The sequence below is a fragment of the Candidatus Ichthyocystis sparus genome, assembly GCF_900078745.1.
Taxonomy (GTDB): domain Bacteria; phylum Pseudomonadota; class Gammaproteobacteria; order Burkholderiales; family 2013Ark19i; genus Ichthyocystis; species Ichthyocystis sparus.
Genome location: NZ_FKII01000061.1, coordinates 1 through 22,187 on the forward strand (window position 1 = coordinate 1; position 22,187 = coordinate 22,187).

Annotated in this window: 10 protein-coding genes; 9 read left to right on the forward strand and 1 reads right to left on the reverse strand. The window is 38.7% G+C overall.

Annotated elements, in window-relative coordinates; genetic code table 11:
• The first annotated feature begins 1,757 nt into the window (after nucleotides 1-1,757).
• From A6733_RS05780 to A6733_RS08385, 9 genes are all read left to right on the forward strand, one after another.
• Entirely contained in the window at nucleotides 1,758-4,193 is a 2,436-nt protein-coding gene (locus A6733_RS05780; protein WP_141663471.1) for a hypothetical protein, read from the forward strand.
• A 21-nt stretch (nucleotides 4,194-4,214) separates the two neighbouring features.
• Entirely contained in the window at nucleotides 4,215-4,415 is a 201-nt protein-coding gene (locus tag A6733_RS05785) for a hypothetical protein (RefSeq protein ID WP_092403746.1), read from the forward strand.
• Nucleotides 4,416-6,525: 2,110 nt separating this feature from the next.
• The gene (locus A6733_RS05790; protein WP_092460662.1) at nucleotides 6,526-8,277 is read left to right on the forward strand and encodes a hypothetical protein; all 1,752 of its coding nucleotides are present in this window, start codon (nucleotides 6,526-6,528) and stop codon (nucleotides 8,275-8,277) included.
• Nucleotides 8,264-8,722 carry a hypothetical protein gene (locus A6733_RS05795; RefSeq protein ID WP_092415346.1) on the forward strand — a complete coding sequence of 153 codons (459 nt, stop codon included), beginning with the start codon at nucleotides 8,264-8,266 and terminating at the stop codon, nucleotides 8,720-8,722. The genes A6733_RS05790 and A6733_RS05795 overlap by 14 nt, the downstream gene beginning before the upstream one ends.
• Nucleotides 8,697-8,951 (forward strand): hypothetical protein, encoded by a 255-nt coding sequence (locus tag A6733_RS05800; protein WP_092460664.1) that lies wholly within the window; start codon nucleotides 8,697-8,699, stop codon nucleotides 8,949-8,951. The genes A6733_RS05795 and A6733_RS05800 overlap by 26 nt, the downstream gene beginning before the upstream one ends.
• Before the next feature lie 2,398 nt (nucleotides 8,952-11,349).
• Nucleotides 11,350-13,551: a hypothetical protein gene (locus A6733_RS05805; RefSeq protein WP_092460666.1), complete on the forward strand. Its 2,202-nt coding sequence runs from the start codon at nucleotides 11,350-11,352 to the stop codon at nucleotides 13,549-13,551.
• 2,341 nt (nucleotides 13,552-15,892) lie between these two features.
• Entirely contained in the window at nucleotides 15,893-17,761 is a 1,869-nt protein-coding gene (locus A6733_RS05810) for a hypothetical protein (RefSeq protein ID WP_092411411.1), read from the forward strand.
• Nucleotides 17,762-18,880: 1,119 nt separating this feature from the next.
• On the forward strand, nucleotides 18,881-21,346 hold the full coding sequence (locus A6733_RS09020; protein WP_175330536.1) for a coiled-coil domain-containing protein: 2,466 nt from the start codon (nucleotides 18,881-18,883) through the stop codon (nucleotides 21,344-21,346).
• A gap of 40 nt (nucleotides 21,347-21,386) precedes the next feature.
• A complete protein-coding gene (locus A6733_RS08385; protein ID WP_141663472.1) occupies nucleotides 21,387-21,578 on the forward strand; it encodes a hypothetical protein in 192 nt (63 codons plus the stop codon).
• Between the two features lie 104 nt (nucleotides 21,579-21,682).
• Here the strand turns inward: A6733_RS08385 and A6733_RS08390 are convergent, their stop codons facing one another.
• On the reverse strand, nucleotides 21,683-21,892 hold the full coding sequence (locus A6733_RS08390; RefSeq protein WP_092403613.1) for a hypothetical protein: 210 nt from the start codon (nucleotides 21,890-21,892) through the stop codon (nucleotides 21,683-21,685).
• Nucleotides 21,893-22,187 lie beyond the last annotated feature (295 nt).

Below are 22,187 nucleotides of genomic sequence, written 5' to 3' on the forward strand. Positions count from 1 at the left end.
TAAATGAATCAGGTGCCTACCGCAATGTAATAATGAGTCGGTATAATGTAGGTGTACAAGAGCACAGTAATATCCGGGTGCAACAGGAGAATAAATGCCAGTTTAGCGTCCATTATTGGGTATGATGGTAATCTGGTTTTAAGTGCTGCTCTAGTATAGCTCTTGGTAAGTTTCACATAATAGGTCAATCAGTATAACTAATAATTAACAACCCAGATTGGTAGAATAGTTTGTCTTACCTCCCTGCAATAGCTAACAGAGAACCCGAATCTTATGGGTACTTTCCTCCTCGCAAAACTAATCAATTAAAACCAGAAGTTCTGTAAGCACAATTATCACTACACATAGGTAAAGGTCTTAATCTATCGACTACATATACAACTTTGTCCACTAGTTTAAATGAATGTGAGACAGACAATTAACATCTTTGATCTTTGCTGTAAATTCTGAATTAAAACAAAATTATGGAATGTATCTTTATACGCTCTGTAGAAATATATTATTACTATTTACTTTCATCGATACTCACAAAAAGTTAGTTTTTGTGATAGTAGTAGGCACTTTAAATAGCCCTGTCTTGTATGTCTACAACTAACAATTAGTCTTTCTTCACCTCCATTCGTTACCTAAGCACCTCTCTGTCTTTATTGACAATAGGCAAAGCTGTCCAATAGGCAATATGTCATCAACTTTATCTGGTCAAAATACAACGTGTATGTTGACAGATCAGGGTTAACATTAGAAAAAGCACAAAAATTACTAGGGGGAGCAGACAAACATACGTCTACTAGTTAGGCGGAGTTTGTCTTATATATAATAGTGTGCCGATCATTGGTTTTTTTCTCGTATTAATTTGAGTTATTATTTACTCTAGTACTTGGTTCAGAGTAAGCAAATGGCGTGGTTACGGCCAACACGATTATTAAAACAGTATAGTTGTGTTAGTTGAATTATCTTACAAAGCACTATGTTGGAGAGTTGCTTATTCAAAAACAGGTATATTCACGAATAATTGTCACCGTTAATAATGGTTGACAGCGACTGCAGTTATCCATAAAAGCAATACCTAGACGAATGCTCCTAGAGTAGGAGCAGTTGGTGGTGGTTCCATGTACTCGCTATAGAAGCGAAAAATACAATACTGATAATCAGTGATGACGTCCAATTACTAGACATCATGCTAACGAGGCTATGTTGATAGTTTGTAACGTTCTACCGGGGTATATAGATATATTTTACGCACAAAATATGATTACTTGTACTTGTTATTTTTAAAAAAAATAACATTAAAAATCTTTAAAAATACCAAATAAATTACAGAATTTTAATTATATTTAGAAAATTGAGAAGATCCATGCCAATTAATTTATGATAAAGTCTCGTAATATGACTATCAGCAAGCCTGCAAAGATAATTTCAACAGCTGAGCCTAATGTGTAGGTAGCAATACTAATTGAAAGAGAGCCTTTACTAACTCAGCATGATGGGTGTGTGCGTGTGTCTGCTTGGATGTAGTTAAAGCCGGATCGTAGAGGCTGCGCCTTCTTCGAAGTTATTTTTTTTATAACATGTGCGTAAGCCGTATTTTTGTTGAGAATGTTTTTTTATTAGCTTAGGTCGATCTTACCCTTAAAAAGTATATTAAGTTAAAAAACAAGCTTTGTATTAATTGTAAAAGGGTTTGTATACAGCTCGTGGTATCAACAGAGTGAAAATAGAGATAAAAAAAACAATGAAATAATAAGGACTCCATGCCAATGAAACGGAAATTAAGTAGCGCAAGTAGTGAAGCGAGTGGTCCTGATGGTGGTGACAATGGATTAGGTGGTCTAGGTGGTCAAGCACAGCCGTCAGGTGCATTATCATTAGAGCAAAACACAGGACCTGCTGGGGCAGGAGGGTTCTTATTAGATCCACACTTATCACGAATATTGGGAATGCAGCCTGGTGAAAGGATATTTCGGAGTATGTTTTATGGCTCCCCACTTGCTCCTCGTGTATCAGCTTTGGTGACTCAACTTTTAACTAGACAAGAAGCACTGCTTAGCCGTGGATCAGGAGAGGGAAGTAGTTCCGTCGATCAAGCTGGTGTCATGGAGTCTATGGATCTTGCGGAACTTAACGCATTAGCAATACAGGCGCTGATGGATAGCGTAGAAGAACCTCCACTCCCAGGCGCATCGCACTGGCAAGACCCGCAAGGCCAAAGTTCATCGCATTGGCAAGATCCAAGTGCACCGTACCCGCAAGGCCCAGGCACATCGCACTGGCAAGACCCGCAAGGCCCAGGCACATCGCACTGGCAAGACCCACAAGGCCCAGGCGCATCGCACTGGCAAGACCCGCAGGGACCAGGCGCATCGCACTGGCAAGACCCACAAGGCCCAGGCGCATCGCACTGGCAAGACCCACAAGGCCCAGGCGCATCGCATTGGCAAGATCCAAGTACACCGTACCCGCAAGCCCCAGGTGCATCGCATTGGCAAGATCCAAGTGCACCGTACCCGCAAGCCCCAGGTGCATCGCATTGGCAAGATCCAAGTACACCGTACCCGCAAGCCCCAGGTGCATCGCATTGGCAAGATCCAAGTGCATCGCATGTGCAGCAAACCCCGACTGCGGCAAAGCAAAGTGGCAGAGGCCCCTCTCCTCAAGGAGGATTCATTCTGGCCACAGATTTAGCACAATCGCTGGGAATGCAACCTGGTCAGGCGCTATATCGAGGTATGTTTCACAATACTCCTCAATCCCATGCCGTTTCAGACATAGTAATTGAACTTTCAGAAGTTCAGAAAGATTTATTGTACAACCTAGCACTGGAAAGATCTGGCGTAGCACCCCAAGGAGTAACTGTCCTTGGCGAAGATACTGCTTCTCTTATAAAAACTAACGAAGAATTATTAAGAGCTCTGATGGCCAGCATAGAAGCACCTGCAGTAGAAAAGTCTGAAAAAAAATCGACACCGAAACCGGAAGAAGAATCGACACCGAAACCAGAAGAAGAATCGACACCGGAAACAAAAGAAGAGAGAGATAGGAAATTTGAAAGAGCTAAGGCAGAAGTGGAAAGGATAGAGAAAAGAGAAGGGAAAAGGTTGAGAGATAGACAGAGAAATAAGGTGGAAAGTGCTCAAGAAAAAAAGGTAGAGGTGGATCTGAGCGTAGCTAAATGTAAAAAGGCAAAGCTGGAGAAAGCAAAAGAGATAGTAACGGAACGCATGGAAAGACTAGAAGCAACGAGATTGTCAATCTCGAAAAAAAAGTATGCGGATAATGAGAGAAGAGCTGTTGTATCAAGCATTGGGGAACTAAAGAAAGTGGTAGACGAACCAGAAAACCTGCAAGAAACGAAGGAAGAGCTAAGTAAAACGATAAGTAGATATGAAGAACTAACGCAAGCGGGAGCAGGAGAGGCTGAAGCAAAAATGGACCGCCTAAGGACTAAGGAAGCAAGAGTAAGAAGACTTACAAGAACAGCAAGCGTAAGAGAAACAAAAATGGAAGAGCTAGAGAAAGATCTAGGGGATCTAGTAGCTAGGGAACTAGAACTAGAGAAAACAGAGACAAGAGGGGAAGAGATAGATAGAATAAGAATGCTAGAGATAGATAGAATAAGAATGCTAGAGGCAAAGGTAGAGACAAGTCTAATAAAATTAAAAGAACTAATAGAAAGGGACGGGGAAAGCTCAGAGCTAGAGCTAGAACTAAGTGAACTGATGGCAAAGATGGAAGAGATAGAAGCAAATATAGATAGACAAAAAAGGGAGGTGGAGCTAAGTAGATTGAGAATAGAAGTAGGAGCGGAAGCAAGCGAGAGAGAGCTGAGTCTAAGGCTGATACTAGAGGGAATGAACATAAGAATAAGAATGCTGGAATTGGAGCTAGGAATATGGCTAGGAGAACTGATGTCGAGGAAGACAGCGGCAGAGAAAAGAGTAATATCTATGGTGCTGGTGGAAAGAACGGATGAGGAGAAAAAGGCCGAGAGAACAGAAATAAGTGAGATAATAGGTTTAACGCTAGAAAGAGCGCTAGAAAGGTCAGGGATGATTCCTCCGAGAGCAGGAAGAGAGACGGACAGCACAACAACATCTGATATGGCATCGGAAGTGGTGGTAGTAGAAGACTCAGGAGAAGAAGAAGAAGAAGAAGACGGGGGGGGAAGTAATACAGGAAGAAAAAGCGACAGGTGAGGGTAATAAAGTACTATTTATATGAGATTCACGAGACCCAAGACATCTCAAAAAATGCTACGAGCAAAATCAGAAATGATAGTAGCATTAGCAAGAGAGAGTGGTAACAAAGTAGAGGGTAAGTGCCAACAACAAGAGAGTTGGCATAAGAAAAAGAAGGAGCAGTGGGAAAATCATAGCAAGTGCTTCTTTACACTTTACGTAGTAGGTTACATCAAATGAGTCAGGTGGTACCTACTAAAATACGCAAAAGCAACAATGTCCGAGTGCAGTAGGAGAATAAATGCAAATTCAACAACCATTGTTGAGAAAATAGTAACACGATTGATTATCAAGTACCGTTCTCGTATCGTTCGTGGTACGTTTTACAGAACCTCGCAGTGCACCACTATCGTATTAACCCAGGTTTTGTAAATTCATGGGATCCGTAGCGTACATAAAATAGCTGTAATGATCTTCCCATATAATCTAATGCATTATTAATTGAAGAATAACTCTTTGCAGAGCACAGAAAACCTGCAAAAACGTAGGAAGTATTGGAGGAGTAATAGGGTATAAAGAAGAACAGTGGAGATAACAGTTTAATCAGTCAACTAACGTCAGCAGCACAAACCAGCAGAGGGGGTTATATTATCATCTACCCCTTAACAATGGTTAGCAGAGAGTCTGGATCTTGTGGGTGCGCTTTATATTTCTCGTAAAGTAAAGCTGGTCAATTATAAATAACCAGAAGTTTTATAAGCAGTAGCCTCTGTATTTATCATACTCAAATCAATCCATTAGCTTAAATAATGGTTGAGAGGTAAGTATCATTCTTGCTGTAGATTCTTAATTAAAATAGAAACAAAATTATGGAATGTAGCTTTATCAGTTCTACAACTATATACCGTTACTACCTACTTTCACCGATGCTCACAAAAGGTTAGTTATTGGAAGAACAAATTAGGCATTGTAAAAACACTATCTCGTACATTATAAAACAACTAATGGTGGATGTTTTACCTCATCGTGATATAGATGTCACTCCGCCTTTATTAACACGAGTAAAAGCTACGCTAATAAGAAATATGCCATCAACTTAATCTGGTCAAAATATCGGGCATGGATGACGACAGATCAGGATTGACAAGTCAGAAGCAGTAAAAAACTCTTATCAGAGTAAAGACATACGACTACTAGTTAGGCATAGTTTTTATCTGGTATAGAATAGTGTACCAACCGTTATTTTTTCTTGTATTAACTTGAGTAGTTGTCTATTTTAGTATCCTCGCCATAGTACACAAATGGGGTGTATTCCCATATCGACAAATACTCCATTAAAACAATATTGCTAATTTGTTCAATTATCTAACAAATCACAGTTGAGTGACTTGCTCGCCCAAAAATACATGTATATTAGCACATAACTGTTTCATTAATAATGATCGGTGGCAACTGCAATTATCCTGGAATCGATACCTGGACAAGAGATTATCAAAGAAGTGCAGTTAGCAGTAGTCCCATGAATTTGATGTGGAAAAGTGGAAGAGTATCACAGAAACTAGGCCAATTAATAATCAATATTTTTTAATTATTATCCACCATACTAACATCCACCATACTAACAATTACGTAAACTAATGAGACTGCATTGGCGGCTGGCAATGCCCGAACGGACCCAGTTGCAGCTATAGGAGCAATAAACGATTAATCAGAGTATAAGGCCATATGCATTAGAGTGCAGGTACAATAATTCCACTTTATATACTGAGGTAAGACTAGTTGAAAATGAATTAATTTGCTGTTGGTGCTATTAGGTACAGCTATATTTTATGAAAAAAATATAGCTGCTACTTACACTTTAAAATAATTAGATTAAACATCTTTAAAAACACACACAAAAGCATCAAATAAATTACAGTTTTAGTTTTTAATTATATTGAGAAATATCCGTGCCAATTATTTATAATAAAGTATAGAAATATGATTATCAGTAAGCCTACAAAAATAATCTCAATGACTGTACCTAATGTGTAAGGTGGCAATACTAGTTGAAAGAGAGCCCTTACCAACTCAGCGTGATAAGCATATGCGTATGTCTGCTTAGACGTAGTTAAAACCAGCTCGGAGAATTCATGCCTTCTTTATAGTTGACAAAGTTATTTTTTATGTGTGCGTGAGCCTGTATTTTTGTTGAGGATATTTTTTATTAGTGTAGGTCGCGTGTGTTCTAAGAAGTACGAAAGTATATTAAATTAAAAAAACAAGCTTTATATTAACTGTAGAAGGTTTTATATGCAGCACGTAGTATTGATATAGGGAAAAACGATAAAATAATAGGGACTCCATGTCAATGAAACGTAAATTAAGTAGCACAAGTAGTGGAGCAAGTAGTCTAAACGGTAACGATGGAATAGGTAGTTCAGATGGGCAGACTAAACCATCAAGTACATTAGAACAAAGCACAAGATATGCTGAGACAGAAGGATTCTTATTGGATCCATATTTAGCGCAAGCGTTGGGAATGAGGGCTGGTGAAAGTCTATTTCGGAGTATGTTTTACGGCTCCCCACAGGCTCCTTATGTATCAGATTTAGTGGCTCAACTTTTAAGTAAACAGGAAGAACTGCTTTGCCGTGGACTAGGAGAGGGATCTAGTTATGACTCTCAAAGTAGTATCATTGAGTCTCTTAATATTGCTGAATATAACGGATTAGCAATACAAGCACTGATGGATAGTATAGAAGCACCTACACTACCTCCACTTACAGCAACACCGGAAGTGGTAGTAGGAGATATAGGTATTGTGCATGAACAAGTACCAGTTTTAGCGAAACGAAGTGCCAAAAATTATGATGAGGAAGATATGTTTGCACCAGATTTAGCCCAATCGCTGAAAATGCAACCTGGTCAAGAGCTGCGTCGAAGTACGTTTTATAACGCTACACAATCTGATGTCGTTTTAGGAATGGTAGGTCAACTCTCGGCAACTCGAGAGAGTGTATTGCACAACCAAGAACTAGAAAGGTCTAGTTCAATACAGGAGGGAACTAGTGTTGGTTGCGAGAATACTGCTTCTCTTATGACAACTAGCAAAGAATTAACGCAAGTTCTGATGGGTAGCATAGAAACATCGGCAGTACCTACAATAGCAGTAGAAGAATCTGAAACAGAATCGAAAGAAAAATTGGAAGAAGAGAGAAATAGTAAATTGAAGAAATTGAAGGCCAAACTGGAGATGAAAGAGCAAGCAAAAACAGAAAAACTTATAAATAAAGAGGAAGAGGAAGCAACTAAGAGTAGAGAAAAAGAGCTAGAAACAGCTCTGAGTATAGCTGTATGTAGAGAGTCAGAGCTAGAGAAAGTAAAAGATAAAGTGAAAGAAACTATAAAAAGGTTAGAGACACCGGGATCATTAAGCGCAACAAAAAGAAATATAGAAAGGATAAAGAAAAAAGAGGGAGAACTAAGAAGAGTGGTAGCAGAACCAAGGTCAGAAAACCTAAAAAAAATGGAAAAAGAGCTAAATGAAGCGAGAGCGAGATGTAAAGAACTAGAGAAAGCTGGAGCAGTAGAGTTTTCAATAGGTATGGATTACATAAGAACTAAAGAGATAAAAGTAAGTAGAGATCTAGAAGAAGCAAAGGCAGGAGAAATAAGAGTGAAAAATATAGAGAAAAATCTAGAGGTGCTAGTGGCAAAAGAACTATATCTGGAGAAAATAGAGGCAAAGGCAAGTAAGAAAGAGCTAGGTAAAGTAAGAGCGAAAAAAACGAAGATAGAGTCAAATCTAATGCAATTAAGAGCAACAATAGCAACAACCAGAAGAAATGTAGAACTAGAACTAGTTAGCATTATAACACTAAAGGAAGAGATAGAGGCAACGATAGATAGAGGGAAAAGGGAAATAGAGCTAAATAGATTAAAAGAGGGAGCAAAAGCTGAATCAGGCGAGAAAGAACTAGAACTAATGCTGAGAATAGAGGGGGTAAACGCTAGAGTAAGGATGCTAGAACTGGAGTTAGGTCTATGGCTGGGAGAAATAACAGCGAAACAACTTGCAGTCAGTAGTACCGAAAGTGGTACAGAGTATGAAAGATTATGATGAGGGATTCATATTGGTACCAGATTTAGCAAAATCGTTGGGAATGCAACCTGGTCAAGTGTTACATCAAGGTATGTTTTATGGCACCCCACAGGCTTCCCGCATATCAGCTTTAACGGCCAAACTTTTAAAAGAACAGGAAAGACTGCTTCAACTTCGATCAGGAGAGGCAACTAGTTCTTACACCATATTTAATGAAGATCGTATTCTTGATCTTGTAGAATCTAATGCATCAGCGATACAAGCACTGCTGAGTAGCGTAGAAGCACCTCTCCTACCTCCACCTACAGTAGCACCAGCAGTGATAGTAGGAAATGTAGGTAATACACATGGGAAAGTACCAGATGTAGCAAAACAGAGTGCCAAAGATTCTAATGAGAGGGTTCGTGCTAGCACCGGATTTGGCACAATCGCTGGGAATGCACCCTGGTCAAGTTCTACGTAGAGGCATGTTTTACAGTTCCCCTCGTTCTAATGCAGTTTTAGGCATAATAAGTCAACTTTCGGAAATACGAGAGTATTTGTTGCACAATCAAGAACTAGAAAGATCTGGTGCAATCCAAAGAGAAATTGGCGCTAGCTGCGAAGATGCTGCTGCTCTTATAGCAAATAACGAAGAATTATTACAAGCTCTGATGGCTAGCATAGAAGCACCTTTACAACAGCATCGTTAGTGGTAACAGAAGGTAGATATCACGCATGAACATGGCGGAGGGTTCATGTTGGTACCAGATTTAGCACAATCGCTGGAAGTGCAACCTGGTCATACTACATAGGAGGAGGGTGGTTGCGTCCAGGGGCAACATACTCTCCTGCAGTACTCTGGCCAGGCACGTAATACTGAGGTGGAATTGCAATTCGGTGAAAATTTAGCTCTAATGATAGCAATACAATTTGGCAAAGTGGTTGCTTCTAGCTTCAGCGTTTTGTAGACTAAAGAGCAGTGTATTTAATAATAACCGGCAAGGAGGTGGCTGCGTACTTGGGGCTGAAGATAGACAAATAAAGCATACCAAAATGTCGTTTGGTACAATTCTGGGTTAGCGAGTACCTTATTAAGAGGTGTATTATTTTAACAATAATTTGCGTACGTAATAGACACAGCAACAAAGCGGTATAGTAAAACATCACGAATAAATACAAATAATGTGGATAGAAGATTTGTCTTACTTAGATAGATAGTTATAGTAAAGTTCAAGATTGCTCTAGGGTTTTTATTGCCTAAAGTACCACTGGTAATATAAAAACAAGAATTGCAAGAACAGTGTTGCTTATTCCTCCTTGGGTGGACTGTAACACTCTGGTATCACGTATTTATGATGGGTTACAGGTACAAAGATGATTAATTTGAGAAAAATACACCTTCAATTTATGTACGGATATAAACTGTATTGGTGCAAAAAACACGTATAGCTGAAAGCAAGAGGCTAAAGGTAATTATATTGGAGAATTTCTACAGTTAAGATTCATGCATGCGGTACCCACGTATTGTTAATAAGTACCTTACTTGTACCACCGTTGTACTCTGTATATAACAAGAGACTATCTAATTAGATTATAGTAAGTGTAAAAAATAGTTGTAAGTTGCAGTGTGATTGGAATTATTATTTATACGTAAAGAAAAAATTGCAGCCTCAATTCAAATATAATGAACGCGAAAATTCGTTCTGAATTAAAAGATAGGTAAGCCAAAGTTATGTAGCTCTATCAACTCTATCGCAATACACCTTTACTTTCATAGACGCTCACAAAAAACTAGTTTTTGGAAGAACAAATTCGGCATCGAAAATGGTACTATCTCATATATTATAAACTAATAGCAACTATTTTACCTTCGTAATCTCGGCGCCTATCTATCTTTATTAACAATAAGCAATGCTGTACTAGTAAGCCATATGCCGCAGACTTCATATTATAGAAATACCAGATGTGAATGATGGCAAGGTCAGGATTGACACATTAGTAAGAAGCACAAAAATTCTTAGAAGAGTAAAAAAACATACTGCTACTAGCTAGGCGGAGTTTATATAGCATAAAATAGTGTGCCAATCATTAGTTTTCTGTATTAATTTGAGTTACTGTTTCTGCGTTATTTTAATGATTCTTTTGTAAGGCACAGTGCTATGGTATTGGTTATTCAAAGACAGGTATGTTCACGCATAGTCACTTCATTGATAATGATTGGTATCAATTGCAATTATCCTAATAAGTAATACCTGGACAAGAGACTATAGAAGAAGTGCAGTTAGCAGCAACACCATGAATTTGGTATGAAAAGGCAGAATATCCTCACAGAGACGAGGCAATTAGTGATCAATGGTTTTTAAATATTATCCACCATACTAACAATTACGTAAACCAATTAAACTGCATTGGCGGTTGGTAATGTTCGGCTGGGACCAGTCGCATTATAGGAGCAATAAACAATCAATCAGAGTATAAAGACATGTGCGTTAGGATGTGGATGCAATCATTCAGCCCTAGGTACTGGGGAAAAATTAGTTGAAAATAAACTAACTAGTTTACTGTTGGTGCTGTTGGATGTGGTTATTATGCATAGACAATAAATTCTTAAAATAATTATATGAAAAAGTTTTTAAAAGTACACGCAAAAGTATCAAATAGATTACGATTTCTATATTGTAATTTTTTATTTATCAATTTTAGATTTGATTTAAGAAATTTAGGAGAATACGCTTAATAAAGACTCGTAATCTGGCTATAAGTGAGACTACGAAGATGATTACAACAACCGAACCCAATGTATAGGGAGACAATACTAGTTAAAGGAGAGATTTTACTAACTCAGCATGATAAGTGTATCTGCTTAGATGTAGATAAAATTGGCTCGTGTGTGCTGTACTTCTATGACTGACACAGTTATTTTTTTATATGTGCGGGCCTGTATATTTTTGTTGGTGGTGCTTTTTATTAGTTAGGTCAAGCGTGCTCTAGAAGGTGCATTATTAAAAATAACAAGCTTGATGTTTTGATATTTAAATGTATAAAGGCTTGTCTACAGCATGTAGTATCGATAGAAGAAAAAAACAAAAAAATGAGGACTCTATACCAATGAAACGGAAATTATTAAGAAGCGCAAGTAGCGAAGCAAGTAGTCCTGAGGGCGTCTATAGGCAAGGTAATGTGGATGAGCAGGCACAACAATCAAGTGCATTAGAATTAGAACAAAGTACAGGAACTGAGGGAAGAGGGTTCTTATTAGAGCCACGTTTAGCACAAGCGTTGGGGATGTGCCATGGTGAAATGATATTTAGAAGTATGTTTTATGGTACCCCACAGGCTTATCATATATCGAATTTAGTAACTCAACTTTTAAACGAACAGGAAGAGCTAGTTCGAAATGAATTAGAGGAGGGAACTAGTTCTTTCGTCTGGCCTAGCAATAATGGCTATACCCTTGCTCTTATGGCCTCTAACGAAGCAACGATACGAGCGCTTATGGATAGCATAGAAGCGCCTCCTTCAGTTACAGTGGGACCAGAAGAAGCGGTAGTAGAAGTTGCGAATACTACCTATTGGCAAACACCAGAGGCATTGGCAGTAGAAGGTGTAGGTATTGAGCATGAGCCAGTGCCAAATACATCAGAACAGAGTACGATGGGTTGTGAAGGGTCAATATTGGCACCAGACTTAGCACTAGATCTGGAAATGCAACCTGATCAAGTACTGCGTGGAGGCATGTTTTATAATACTCAACCTGGCGTCGTTTTAGAAAAAATAAAGCGACTTTCAGCAATTAGGGAAGGTTTATTGCACAATCGGGAACTAGAAAGGGCTAGTGTAACACAAGAAGAAATTGGAGTTGGTTTAGAAAATATTGCTACTCTTATAACAACTAACGAAGAATTAACACAAGCTCTAATAGGTAGCATAGAAGCACCTACGGCAACACCTATGCTAATAGAATCAGAATCGGAAGAAGAAACGTTAATAAATGAGAGGTCGGAAGCTAAAGCATCAGAAGAGAGTCAGCAAAAAGTAGAGGAGGCAATACCTATACTAATAGAATCAGAATCGGAAACAGAATCTGAAGAAGAAACGTCAACAAAAGAGGGGTTGGAGGCTAGGGTATCAAATGAGAATCAGCAAAAAGTAGAGGATAATAGAGTAACTAAAAAGGAGATAGATAGATTTATAGATACAGTAAAAGCTGCGGAAAAAGCAATGGGATCTGTAATGAGGGCTCTAATTGGCAGCATAAAAGCACCTATGGCAACATTTGTACCAACAGAATCGGAAACAGAATCGGAAGAGGAGGAATCGTTAATAAAGGAAAGGTTGGAAGCTAGAATATCAGAGGAGAATTCGCAAAGAGTAACAAGGAATTTAGCGGATGAAGAGAGAGAGGTATCTGAGGCACTAGAGAAAGTAGAAGCGGCGAGAAATGCAATAAAAGCGCTGAGGAAGAGGAAAAGTGAAGATCTAATAATGGCAAAATTGGAAAAACTAAAGTCAAAGGAAACGAAAAGAATGTTGGAGCGGGAAGTAAGAAGAACTATTAGAATGGAAGAAAGGAGAAAAAAACAAACGTCTGAGAAGAAATTGAGAAAAGAAATATTAGCAGAAAGAGAAAGATTAAAAGAGGAAAGAAAAGCGGAGGAATCGAAAGAACAGGAAAGGGGAGCAGCTATAGCAAAAGCAATGCTGGAAAATACTAGAGAAAAAGAGCAAAAGGAGGCAAAAAAAGCGCAGGGAGAGGGGGCAAGAAAGGCGCGGGGAGAGGGGGCAAGAAAAGCGCAGGAAGAAAGGGCAGCTAGGAGAAGTATCTCTAAGATGGAGAATGCGGCGATAGCAAGAGCTCTAGCAGAAGAGAGAACAGCAAAAATAAAACGAGAGCTAGAGGAAGAAAGAGCAATAGCAATAAGGATTGGAAAGCTAGAGCTAGAGCTAGAAAAATCTAGAAAACTAGAAGAATCTGTAGAGATAGAGGAGAGAGCGGGAGAAATAGCAAAACCAGAGTTAGAGCTGGAGCTAGTTGGGGTAAGAAAGCGAGAGCAAGATCTAAGCATAGAGTTAAATAGAGTAAGAACTCATGCGACGAATCTAGATAGAGAGATACGTGCAGGTAGAGTAATATCGGGAGCAACAGCATCAGAGATAGAGGAGAAAAAAAATAGAATGAAAGCGCTAAATAGAGGTAGGGTTATGGCAAAAATAAGAGTGCTAGAGTTAGAGATAGAGGCATCTAGAGCAAGAGCAATAGCGAAAAAACTAACTATAGAGTTAGAGAGACTAAAGTATAGAGGGAAATAAGAATTAGAATGGAACGAAGATTAGCGGAAGAAATAAAGTAAGTGAAAGGGTGGCTATAAGAATGAGAGATACGGTAGAGGAGTAATAGGGTAAGTACCCAGAAATCATAGTGTGAGGATGGGTATTGGGTAAAGCCGTGCCTGTTGTATATAAAGGCAGAAAGAGGAGCAATGCCTAGATCAATGGGATGAGAAGATTCGCTATTAGTTTACAACATGCGAAACATCGCTGCTTACAACGCCAAATTTTCTCTTCCAGAAATTGCAACTATTGATGGGAAGAAATAGTAATAATATATCGCAACAGAACTAACAAAGATGAATTTCCTACCTATTTTAACTGGAGCTGTAATTTTCTTCTCTCCTTTACGTATAAATAATAACTCTGATTATGCTACAACTTACAACTATTTCTTGCACCCACTATATCTAATTAAAGTGATACACTGCCAAGCGAGGATAAGCTATAACGTTCTTGCAATTCCTGCTTTTGTATTACCTAGGGCACCCCAGGTAATACAAATTCTGCGGAACCTGGTCTTGAAATTTGCTCTAATTATATATTTAAGACGAATCTTGTGTCCGCAATATTTGCACTTATCTGTGATTTTTTACCATACACTATACAAGTAAGTAATCACTATTAGACTGATACGTTTCTTGAAGGGGTACACTCTAAACTATAATTGTTACTAAACTGCATTTTGATATTTTACTTGCTTAGTGTTAGTCACAAGTACGCAATCTCAATCTACTTCCTTGCTAATTTTACTAAGCGCATCAACAACCTCCTCTAAGACTTCCTTCATTAGCGTTTAACAATCACCTGCTAGTCCTCCAGTAAACAAATCATTCATAAAATTTGTTCCCTGTCCTCTTGCTAACCATCTTAGGTAAAGCAGAACCATTTCTTCTACTAATCTATCGTTGGTACTATTTGTTGTAATTCATCAATCACTCTTTCTATCTGCTTGTGCTACCAATACCATTTATGTGTTTCTGTAGGTTCTGAATGCTTACCATTAGAGATTTTGCTTCTAGCTCTGTCACTGTTATAACCTTCTACCATTCTGGTGTATTAAGTTCTCCTGAAAGTATAAAAACTTAGCGCTACTAAACCCAACCTGAAGCAACGTCTCATCAAGCTGCATTCCTAGAGAATCAGAGCCAAACTTGCATTCAACCGTAGACTTACCTCAGTATTGTGTTCTTGTCCAAGTGTACTCGGACAGTGCATTGCTCCTCATACTACACAATTCTCTGTCCATTGTTATTTTGCAACTAGCTAATTGATTCACTTACGCCACTTAATATTTTCTACTTCAGTATTTTGGTCACAGTACACAAACTATGTAATTACTATATCAACAAATACATTATTAAAACAATGTTGGGGGATTACTTATTCAAAGATAAGTGTATTCAAGCATGGGTACTCCGTCAGTAACGGATCAATGTCAACTGCAGTTACCCTAAAAACAATACCTGGGCAAGAGATTATAAAAGAAGAGCAGCAATTAGCAGTAATACCTTGCATTTACTGTAGAGTATAGAGTAGTCAGAACTATATCACGTAAATAAGGTGATTAATATCCAATAATGTTTTTTTTAATTATTAAACATCATACTAACAATTACATATACTGACGAAACTGTATTGGTAGTTGGTAATGTTCTGCTGGGCCTGGTTGTGTTATAGAGTGCTACAAATAATTAGTCATAATGTAAAGCCATGTGCACTGGGGTGTGGGTGCAACTATTAAAATTTATATACTGAAACTGAAGCGAAATTAGTTGAAAATGAACCAATTTGCTCTTGGTAATATTAGATACTTCTTATGTACAAACACTTGCTTATCATTTTGGATAATTTCATGAAAAATCTCTAAAGTACACACAAAAGTATCCAGTGTTACAGTTTTTATATTGTATTTTTTCTTTATCAATTAGGTAGATGTGAAAAATTGTTGAAGCTACACTAATTGATAAATATTTCTAATCTGGTTCTACAAAGATAATTGCAATAACCGAACCTAATGTATGCATAAGCGGCAACACCAATTGAAATAGAACTCTTGCTAACTCACCATGATGGTAGTACTGTACGTTCGTTTAAATATATGTTACGCCCAGCTCTTGGATGTTGTGCCCCATCTGTAGTTAACAAAGTTGTCTTTTAGTGTGCATGAGTCCGTGTATTTTTGTTGGGAGTATTTTTCCTAGAATGAACTACATATGTGTTCTAAAAATAAGTTTGGCATTAATTGCGGGGGAGGCTTATCTGCAGCGTATGGGGCCATATGGTGGTGAGAAAAAAACAATAAAACAAGGACTATATACCAATGAAACGTAAATTAAGTAGTACAAGTAATGGAGCAAGTATTCTAAATGGCAGCGATGGACCAGGTGATTCAGATTCGCAGGAACAAACATCAAGTACATTAGCATTAGAACAGAGCACAAGATCTGCTGAGGCAAAAGGATTCTTATTGGAAGATCCACATTTAGCGCAAATGTTGGGAATGAGGACTGGTGAACGTATATTTCAGGGTATGTTTTATGGCTCTCCACAGGTTCCTTATATATCAGCTTTGGTAACTCAACTTTTAAGTAACCAAGAAGAACTGCTTTGCCGTGGACTAGGAGAGGGAACTAGTTCTGAATCTCAAAGCATCGTCATTGAATCTCTTAATCTTGCTGAACACAACGCATTAGCAATACAAGCGCTGATGGATAGCGTAGAAAAACCCTCAGTGGCAATACCTTATACAGTAACAATAGACTCAGAAACAAAATTGGAAGAGAAGAAAAATCAGAAATTGGCTCTATCTAAAGCGAGACTAAAAAGTAGAGAGCCAGAACAAGAAATAGCGGTAGTTCTACGTATGGCTAAATTTAGAGAGGCGGATCTAAGGAAAGTAAAAAGTGATATAGAAGCGAGCACGGGAGAACCAAGGGTATTGGTACCGTCAACTGCAAAAGAAATTAGTAAAGAGTTAAAAGCAGTTAAAAGGAAAAAGAAAAAAATAAGTTCAATTTTGGGAAAGGTAACATTAAACCTGCAAGAAATAAAAAGAGAGCTAGAGAAAGTTAGAGTGAGAAAGAGAGAACTAGATAGAGTGGGAGTTGGAGGAAGTGCAGTAGAATTAGAAGAAGTGAGAATGAGGCAGCTAAGCATAGAGGTGGAGCTAGAAAGAGCAAGAAATAGAGTAGCAAAAGTGGAAAGTCTAGAACGAGATCTAGATGGACTATTAGCAAAAGAGATAGATCTAGAGGCAACGTGGGCAAACGAGAAAGAAATAGAGGAAGTAAAAGCAAGGCAGATGAAGATAGATGAAGAGCTATGGGAATCGAAGGCGATAATAGCAAGAGCTCGCGAGCTAGGAACAGAGATGGAGCAGTTAGTAGAGAGAGAGCTATATCTAGAGAGAATGGTGAGCATAGAGGAAAGGGATCTAGAGCTAGATAGATTGAGAAGGGAGGCAAGAGTTGGAGCAAGCGAAAAAGAGGTGGAGCTAGCATTGGAGCTGGAGGGAGTGAAAGTAAGGGTAAAAGAGCTGGAGCTAGAGTTATCGATAGAACTAGCGCGACTGACGACTGCGGAGCTAGGGCTTGAAATGCCAGAGAGGAGAGGACTAAGTGAAAATAAAGAGACAAAATTTAGGTCTCTAGAGCTAGGAGACACGGAGATACTTAGAAGGATAAGGGAGGAGGAAACGGCAAGATATATGGAAAAAATGTACCGAATAAGAGAAAGTGTAGGGATAACACCGGAAATAATAATAGTAGAAGAATCAGAGGAAGAGAAGGCCAATAGACTTGCAGCACTGGAAGCAAAAATGATACATGATACGGAAGAGGAAATTCTGAAAAAATTTGTAATACCTGGGGAGGATGAAGAAGAAGATGTAAAAGCAGCTAGAGCAAAAAACAAAGCGCTGTCGAAAGCGAAAAATAGAGTGATCAGTAAAGTCGCTGAAGCAAGAAGCGGCAAAAGGACGGTGGTAGGCCCTATATCTGAGGATAGAATGAGAGAAATATCAATGTGGGGTGCAATGATGGTGAAAGAGCAAATGGAAAGAAAAGCAAGAAGAAGTGAGAAAATAAAAATGGAAAAAGCGAAGAAAGAGGCAGCAAAAATGAAAAGGGAAAGATTAAAAGCAATGAAGGAGAAAACGGAGGGGGAAAAAGATAAGCAAGGAAATCAGTAGTAGTAAGTGAATTGTCAATACAAATTGGTATTCAGTATAAATGAGTGATAATAAAATAGGTAGCGCATAGAAATTAATAGAAGAGGAGATTATGGTAATGCCAATGGGGGATATTATCTTCTTCCAGCCGCAAGAAGATTGTTACTGAATCTTGTGGTTACCCTGCTTACTGGATTTACATCTGGAAAAAAATTCAACAGCAAGATTAATCAAGAATAAAGAGCAAGTGATTCTGAGTAGGCAACACAAAATACAGGATCTGCTAAGACAAAAGGGTTGCTGTTAGCGCCACATTTAGCACAATCGTTGGGAATACAGCCTGATAGAATAGCGCATCGAGATGTGTTTTTGGCTCCCAGCAAACTTCCCATACATCAGGTTTAGTAGCTCAATCTTTAAAAGAACAGGAGGCATTGGTTTGTCATAGCATTAGAGTAAGGACCTAGTTCCGACGTCACGCCCTAGCAGCGGTGATGTTCTTTCTTGCTTTTGTAGCTCTAACGGGGCAACTATACAAGCTCTGATATAGCGTAGGATCTACTTTGTTTATTATGGTACCGGCGCAGTATAAGTTAAGGATGCTGAGTATTGGCAAGCACGAGAGGGGCAGTAGAGGGTATAGGTATTGTGTACTGGCAGATGCCAAATACATCAGAATAGGGTACGAGAAATTCTAATGAAGGGTTCATATTGGCACCAGATTTAGCACTAGAGCTAGGAATGCAACCTAGTCAAGTATGCGCGTGAAGGTATGTTTTATAATGCCCGACGGTCTAGCGTCGTTTCATAAATGATAAATCAACTTTCATAATTGCAGTAACTGAGCCTAATGTATAGGTGGCAATACTGTTGGAATATGTATTTTACCAACTCAGCATAACGAGTGTGTTAGTTCAGATGTAAGTTACATCTACCTCTTAGATATTTAACCCCTCACAGTTAACGAAGTTACCTTTTAATATGCATGAACCTGTATATTTTTATTGAGAGTATTTTTTCTTAGAGTAGGTTGCATGTGTGCTCTAATTAAATCAAAAAACAAGTTCGATATTAATTGAGGAGATATTTTTCTGCAGCTGCAGTATCCAATGGCAAGAAAAAAGCAAGGACTCTATATCAATGAAGCGTAAATTAAGTAGCACAAGTAGTGAAGCAAGTAGTCTTGATGGTGACGGTGGACTAGGTGGTTTATATGGGCAAATACAACCGTCAAGTACATTATCATTAGAACAAAGTACAAGATCTGCTGAGGCAGAGGGATTCTTATTAGATCCACATTTAGCACAATCGTTGGGAATGCGTCCTGGTGAAAGGCTATTCCGGAGTATGTTTTATGGCTCCCCACTGGCTCCTCATATATCAGATTTGGTGGCTCAACTTTTAAGTAAGCAGGAAGTTCTGCTTCGCCATGGACTAGGAGAGGGAACTAGTTCTGACACTCAAAGTAGCGTCATTGAGTCTCTTAATCTTGCTGAATGTAACGCACTAGCAATACAGGCACTGATGGATAGCATAGAAAAACCTGCATTTACAGTAGCACCGACAGTGGTAACAGAAAGGGGTGTGAGTGCTATGAATTGGCAAGACCCAAGTGCACAGTATTGGCAAGACCCAAGTGCACAGTATTGGCAAGACCCAAGTGCACCGTGTTGGCAAAACCCAAGTACACAAAGACAGAGTACTATAGACTCTGAGACAGGGTTCATATTAGCACCACATTTAGCATCAGCTCTGGGAATGCAGCCTGGAGAAGGACTATTTCGAGGTATGTTTCATGGAACACAACAGTCTCATGTAGTGCTAGAAATGATAAATCAACTTTCAGAAATTCAGAGAGATTTATTACGTGATCAAGAACTAGAAAGAGCCGGTGTTGTAACCCAAGGAGAAATTAACCTTGGTTTCGAAGATGCCGCTTCTCTTATAACAACTAACGAAGAACTATTGCAGGCTCTGATAGCTAGCATAGAAGCACCTGTAGAGGCAGTACCCCCTACAGTAGTATACTCAAGCCCAAACTTGAGTCCAGACTTAGAAACAGAATTGGAAGAAGAAAGAAGTCAGAGATTTGCTAGATCGAAGGCGAAACTAGAAGGGGTAAAACTAGAACAAGGGGTAGTACCGGCTCTACATATGGCTAAATTTAGAGAAGCAAATCTAAAAGAAGTAAAAAATAGATTAGTAGCAAGTACAAGAGGACCAGAGATATCGATACCATCGAGTCAAAAAGAAATTGATAAAGAGTTGGGAGCAATTGCAGAGAAAAAAAAAGCAATAAGTGAAATTTTAGGAGCAGTGCCATTAAAAAACTTGCAAGAGATGAAAAGAGAACTAGAGAAAGTTAGAGCAAGAAGAATAGAATTAGATAGAGTGGGAGTTGGAGAAAATGCAGTAGAGCTAAAAGAAGTGAGAGTAAGACGGAAAATGATAGAGGTGAATCTGAGAAGATCAAGAGATAGAGCATCTGAGATGGAAAGTCTAGAGAGGGAGATAGATACACTATTAGCGAAAGAGGTAGAACTAGAAGTAACAGGAGCTAGTGAGGAAGAGATAGAGAAAGTAAAAACAAGACAGATGGAGATAGATTCAAGGCTAATGGAGACGAGGTCAATGGTAAAGAACGCTCGTGGGCTGGTAATAGAGCTAGAGCAGTTGAGAAAGAGAGAAAGGGATCTAGAGAGAACGGTGAACATAGAGGAGAGAGGTCTAGAGCTAGATAGATTGAGAAGGGAAGCAAGAGCTGGAGCAAATCAAGAAGAGATAGAGCTAACATTAGAACTAGAGGGAGTAAGAGCTAGAGTAAGAGAGCTAGAGCTAGAGTTATCGATAAAACTAAAGCTGCTAATGGCTGTGGAGCTAGAATTTAGAGAAGCAGGAACAAACATACGGGAGAGGGGCCCAAGCAGAGGGGAAGTGGCAAAAATAAGGTCTATAGAGTTGTTAGGAAAAGAGGAAATAGCTAGAAGGGTAATGGAAAATGAAGAGGCGAAGTATAGAGAAAAAATGTACGAGATGGAAAGCAAAAATGCAGAAATACCATCAGAAATAATAATAGAAGCAGTAGAAGAATCTGAGGAAGAGAGAGCCAATAGATTAGCAGCACTGGAAGAGAAAATAATGATAGGTTGGGAAGAAGGAATTCGAGAAAGATTTGCAATATTGGAGGAGAATGAAAGAGAAAATGCGAAAACGAGAGCAAAAAACAGAGCAATGTCACAAGCGATAAAGAGAACGAAAAAGAAAGTCGCTGAGGCAAAAAGCGGTCAGAGGGTGGTGATAGGTCCTATACCTGAGGATAAAATGAGAAAGATAGCTATGCAGAGCGCAATGGTAGTTAGAGAGCAAATGGAAAGAAAAGCAAGAGAAAGTGCGGCAATAGAGGCAGCAAAAGCAGCAAGAGAAAAAATAAAAGCAGCAACAAAAGCGGCGAAAGAAGAAGTAAGAATGGCAAAAGAAGCAGCGAAAGAAGAATTAAAAGCAATGAAGAAGAAGCAAAAGGAAGAGAGAGAAGCAAGAATAAGGGCAATTTGGGCAGAAATATATGGGGGAAATGAGGAAGAAAAGGAGAAACAGGAAGAGCAGTAGTAGTAAGAGAATTGTCAATGCAAATGGATACTCGGTGTAAATGAGTAATAATGTAACGAGTAGCGTAGAAAAATTTAATAGGAGAGGTGGTTGTAGTAATGTCAGCAGATGCGCTAATGGGAGATGTTATCTTCTTCCAGCCAGCAAAAAGACAGATACCAAATCTCGTGCTTGTCCTAGGTTTACATGTGGAAAAAATTCAACAGCCACATTGATCAAGCACGCAGAATAAAGCGCAAAGTAGTCCTGAGTTAGGTAACTATAGGAAAGGTGGGGTAGGTAGGGGGCAGAATTAACAATCAAGTGCTTTAACGTTGTAACAAAGTACATGATCTTCTAAAACATAAGGGTTCCGGCATCACATTTAGCACAATCTTTGGGGATGCAACCTTGCGATATGGTTGTTCTAAGTATGTTTTGTGTGACACTACCCAGTGCTTCTAATATATAAATAAAATCTAGTAGCTCAACTTTTAAAAGAACAGGAAGAACTAGTTCTGTCGTCCAGTTAGCAGCAGCAATACTACTCGCTCTTGTAACCTCCAACTAGACAACAATACAAACGCTGATGGATATATAGAAGCATCTTCATTTACAACGTACCGGCAAACAGTAAAAGCTACGAACACTACGTATTGGCTGTCCATTGTTATTTTGCGAAGAACTACTTTTATTCACTTGAGCCACTTAATATTTGCTATATTAGAGTAAAATCCTCAGCAAAGAAAGTAGAAAACTATTGTCAGAAATTAGGACATAATCTATCTACTTGGTACATAATAGTGTACAGAACATAAGCTTTTTTCCCCGTATTATAATAGTTTTAGTTACTGTCTGCTTT